Origin of the sequence: Sphingobacterium sp. UBA7253 (assembly GCF_002472745.1) — a bacterium.
Classification (GTDB): domain Bacteria; phylum Bacteroidota; class Bacteroidia; order Sphingobacteriales; family Sphingobacteriaceae; genus Sphingobacterium; species Sphingobacterium siyangense.
On sequence record NZ_DKSP01000092.1, the window covers coordinates 3,991 to 8,190 of the forward strand.

General features: G+C 36.5%; 5 protein-coding genes and 1 pseudogene. 5 read left to right on the forward strand and 1 reads right to left on the reverse strand.

Translation table 11 applies throughout. The annotated features are described in order from the left end of the window. Nucleotides 1–208: 208 nt before the first annotated feature. The 5 genes and pseudogenes from B2X72_RS26630 to B2X72_RS09040 form a co-directional block, all read left to right on the forward strand. A pseudogene (locus tag B2X72_RS26630) lies at nt 209–412 on the forward strand (hypothetical protein); the annotation flags it as partial. A gap of 600 nt (nt 413–1,012) precedes the next feature. Beyond that, nucleotides 1,013–1,570 (forward strand): TetR/AcrR family transcriptional regulator, encoded by a 558-nt coding sequence (locus tag B2X72_RS09025; protein ID WP_145327336.1) that lies wholly within the window; start codon nt 1,013–1,015, stop codon nt 1,568–1,570. A 14-nt stretch (nt 1,571–1,584) separates the two neighbouring features. After that, on the forward strand, nt 1,585–2,430 hold the full coding sequence (locus B2X72_RS09030) for a sialate O-acetylesterase (RefSeq protein ID WP_286849236.1): 846 nt from the start codon (nt 1,585–1,587) through the stop codon (nt 2,428–2,430). A gap of 240 nt (nt 2,431–2,670) precedes the next feature. Then, nucleotides 2,671–3,180, forward strand: a complete 510-nt coding sequence (locus B2X72_RS09035; RefSeq protein ID WP_286849238.1) for a DUF5694 domain-containing protein — start codon at nt 2,671–2,673, stop codon at nt 3,178–3,180. Nucleotides 3,181–3,190: 10 nt separating this feature from the next. After that, entirely contained in the window at nt 3,191–3,520 is a 330-nt protein-coding gene (locus B2X72_RS09040; RefSeq protein ID WP_286849241.1) for a DUF5694 domain-containing protein, read from the forward strand. A 311-nt stretch (nt 3,521–3,831) separates the two neighbouring features. Here the strand turns inward: B2X72_RS09040 and B2X72_RS09045 are convergent. Then, a partial coding sequence (locus B2X72_RS09045) for a hypothetical protein (protein ID WP_286849243.1) occupies nt 3,832–4,200 on the reverse strand: 369 nt, incomplete at its 5' end.

Genomic DNA, 4,200 nt, shown 5'->3' on the forward strand with positions numbered 1-4,200 from the left:
ATATATAGTTATGATCCCAATAATGGGATAGTCGGTTTTAAAAAAATAAAAAAACCTTGAGGAGGGGGATCTCAAGGTTTTTACTACCTGTTATTAACCTAATTTATGAAAGTATTGGTATAACAATGGTTAGTTCGCTTTCGTTTGATCTTTTTATAAAAAAGTTGAGTTCGTCTGTTCGGCCTTACAATTATTTTTATTTAAAAAGTGCTTTGACCTTTCAAAGATAAATGTTGACGCATTATACAACATGGTAGCCATTTATAACGAAACGGGTCAGACCGAAAAAGCCATCGAGATCTTAAATCAATTAATTAAATTGGAGCAAGTCCGAGCACAGAAGTTCTTGAGAGAAAACATAGCTAATTCATCTTTAGAAAGTCATTCAGTCGAACAGAGGCCTATGGAATAGCTTTAACAGGATATTTAGATAATTTAGAATGAACTTTACCAGTTTTAATAACTACCACAAACTTGACGTGGTTTTTGAGTTTTCGATCTAATGACACCGATTATGTTACACAGTCTAAGATGGTCTTATATTTTTAAGCACTGGATAGGTACCTTACTATTGGGTACTACACTAGTGACTATATCCCCAGGATTTAACCCATTAAATTTTCCGGGTATTGGTCAAACGATCCTCTTTTCGCTACTTTGGCTTTGCTATAGCACAATATATTCTATTCCTACGTTGATATGTTGTACACTGGCATTCTATTGGTTCAAGAACAATACGCTCAATGTCAATTGGATCAAAATGACTTTAATACTGATTACATTGGCTGGCATTGCAATGACAATGGCACTAACAATGGGATCAATGGAGAGGGCCATATATTATTCGATCGCTGCAATAATTACTGGGATATTATTTAAGATTGAGAAGGTATGATTAATTTGCTTACTAAAATGTTAACCGGCTTTGGGCTTCGTTCTAACCCAAAAGGTCGTAAGATCAGTTGGAATAAACTAACACATATATAAGACATTTGTCATACATTTGTGCCAAATGAATAGAGAAAAGCTAATTTATAGTGCAGTAAAAGTTTTAAATGAAGACTTTCACGCTCCTTTAGAGCGAGTAGCCGAGGTTGCAAAAATCAGTAAGCGAACTTTGTATCGATATTTTAAGGATAGAGATGCACTTATAACTGCCTGCTATGTCGATATGCTTGAAACCTGGTATATCGCTATGGTTTCTGCATTTAACAGCGATACTAATCCGGTCAAACAACTGGAAGCAATGCTATACGCAGCTATCGACAGCGGTGTAAAATATATTTTCCTACACGCCCTTGAGGAGAGGCAGGTTGATGTGGCAGCGATGGACAAAGAAAAAGTTATTGCCTATCAACAAGCAAAAGAAAAGTGGTTTGCTATAGTTCCCCAGCTGCAGGCGAAACATATTATAGACAATCGCTTGTCCTCAGCCTGGATCAGACATCTCTTTGCCAGTGTGGCAAGAGCAAGTGTGAAGGCATTAAATTCTGGTGACGTCGCTCCAAATGATCTTAAAAAATTTGCCTGGCTATCATTTAGCCGTAGTATAGGAATCGTGGAGTCTTAAATATATAATAAACTATGATACAATCTTTTTTGCTAATAGGGCAATCAAATATGGCCGGCCGCGGAATTCCGGATTCAGTGCCGCCTATCATCAACGAATCAATAAAGATGCTTCGCAATGGACGCTGGCAGATAATGGCCGAACCCATACACAATGACAGGCTTATGGCTGGTGTGGGGCTCGCATCATCATTTGCTGCCTCCTGGCATGCGGATCACATTGGCGAGGAGATCGGCCTTATCCCTTGTGCTGATGGCGGTACCAGCTTAAATGACTGGCAGGTTGGTGGCGCGCTCTTTGACCACGCTATTTTTCAGGCTAAACTTGCTCAACGTAGCAGCCAGTTGACAGGAATATTGTGGCATCAGGGAGAAAATGACTCTTCCGCCGAACTGGCCGCAAAATATGGTGAAAAGTTTGATAGTATAGTCAATGAGCTACGGAAGCAATTAGGGGCTCCTGAAGTACCCCTGATTATCGGCGCGATCGGCGATTTTTTGCCTTATGGTCTATTTGGAGCGCATTTCAATGATTACCATTTGGTCAACAGCGCCTTAAAAAAATATGCAGCATCGCACAACAATTGTCACTTCGTTTCGGTAAAAGGATTAACTGCAAACGAAGACCAAATTCATTTCAACGCGTCGTCGCTTAGAAAATTCGGACTACGATACTATCAGGCATTTTTAAATGCAGCAGATGTGACCGAAGCTTTACCTGATGAAGATGAACTACTAGGGAAAATTTATGGACGTGAACTGTCCTCCAACGAAAAGAAGTTTATTTTAGATGTCAACTTTGCATCCGGGAAAATCTCGTTAAGTGAATTCCAGCATCAACTGAAATTGATCGATAAATAATTCAAGATTCATGTTATATCGGCGAGATATTAAACGATGTTATGATCTAAAGACGTTTATTCTTAAAGTATTCACAGAGTTGGATGAAAAGTTAATGAGAAGTATAGACTTGGAACAGTAAAAACAACCATGATTAATCTTATAATGATTTATTATTCGTGACTGTTCATTTATTATTCGTAGCAGATAAGCAATCCCTATTTATTAGTTTCGTGAATTATTTATTTTTAACACTATTGTATGCAAAATTCTTATTTCACTAAAATTTTCACGGTCCTTTTTCTGATACTTTTTCAATTTTCAGCGCTATCGGCTCAGGAGAAAATAAAGGTTATTTTACTCGGAACCTATCATTTCAATAATCCAGGAAACGATATGATTAAAGTACAGGATAGAAATATCCTATCCCCAGAAAATCAAAAGGACCTGGATAATGTCGTGGAAAAAATCTATTCATCTGATTATAAACCTGAACAAATATTTGTTGAAAGCAATTTTAATGAAAAGAAACAGTTAGATGCAAATTACAAGTCTTATCTAAAGAATCAATATAACGCGTTCACCGATACAATAAAAAGCGAACGGATGAGAAGATTTTTTAAGGAAGGTGAAACGGTTCAACTGGGATTTCGATTGGCAAAAAAATTGAAACATCAGGAATTGTATCCAATTGATACACTGATCGAAATGAGATTTGATATTTTGATGAAAGAGGCTAATTCCAATCCTACCTTAAAAAAAAGAACTTGAAGAAATAAAATTGTCAATGTCGGATAAGTGTCTGGAAGAAAAGAATTTGAGTCAAATCTTTTTATGCATGAATGAAAAATCGAAACTAGACAACAATATTGGCTTTTATTTTTCATTCGCAAACAAAATTATGATCGGGAAAGATTATTTTGGTGCTAGACTCGTTACTGACTGGTATAAAAGAAATTTAATTATGTATGCCAATATCCAAAATCAAATTAAGCCTGGTACAAAAACCATCTTTATTTTGGTTGGAACCGGACATGCTTCAATATTTAGAACATTTTTTGAGGTTGATAAAAAGTTTGAATTAGTGGATCTAACAAAAATCTTTAATTAATATTAGGAGATCAGAGTTTATAACTCTTACTCCTTCCATTTCCATTGATCCCCGTTAGGCATTTTCGCTAATAAAACTTTATTTTCCGCCGATTTAAAGGACATGGTTTAGGAGTGTTGAGTCTAAGCTTTCGATATATTCTTTGAATTCAATCGTACCTACACAACATCTTAGGCTACTTTTCTCAAATAAAAGGCTCCCTTCTTAACCGATAAGGGAACCTTTTTTGGCTATATGTACGCTTTAGCTAAATGTTAACCGACTTTGGGCTTTGATCTAATTTAAAATTAGGTATATTTTTGGATTTCGGCTTATTCTTTCGTTAATAAAAGGGCTATATCCTGTTTTGCAAGCACATGGCCTTTATGGACAATATTACTCTTGAGATAAAGGAAACATTGATCGATACGATCGAGTTTGCCTATTAACACTTTTATAGACTTTATATCCAGTTCTCCCATTTCCGCAGGAACGACTTTATTCGGATCTGAAATTAATTTTCCATCTTTCTTAAATTCTTCGAGTTGCCAAGAGTAACCTGTCCAAGGTCCTGCGACCAATGTTGTCTGTTTGGCATCCAAACTGATCTGTCCTTTATATTCCAAGCCCAGACTATCAACCCTGACCCGCTGGTCTTTTAAATCGATGACTAGATATTTCAAATAATCGCCGAAGTCTTT

What these genes read in the sequence shown, in the direction of transcription:
- B2X72_RS09035 (WP_286849238.1), top strand. Translation starts at nt 2,671, where the DNA reads ATGCAAAATTCTTATTTCACTAAAATTTTCACGGTCCTTTTTCTGATA.
- B2X72_RS09030 (WP_286849236.1), top strand. Translation starts at nt 1,585, where the DNA reads ATGATACAATCTTTTTTGCTAATAGGGCAATCAAATATGGCCGGCCGC.
- B2X72_RS09025 (WP_145327336.1), top strand. Translation starts at nt 1,013, where the DNA reads ATGAATAGAGAAAAGCTAATTTATAGTGCAGTAAAAGTTTTAAATGAA.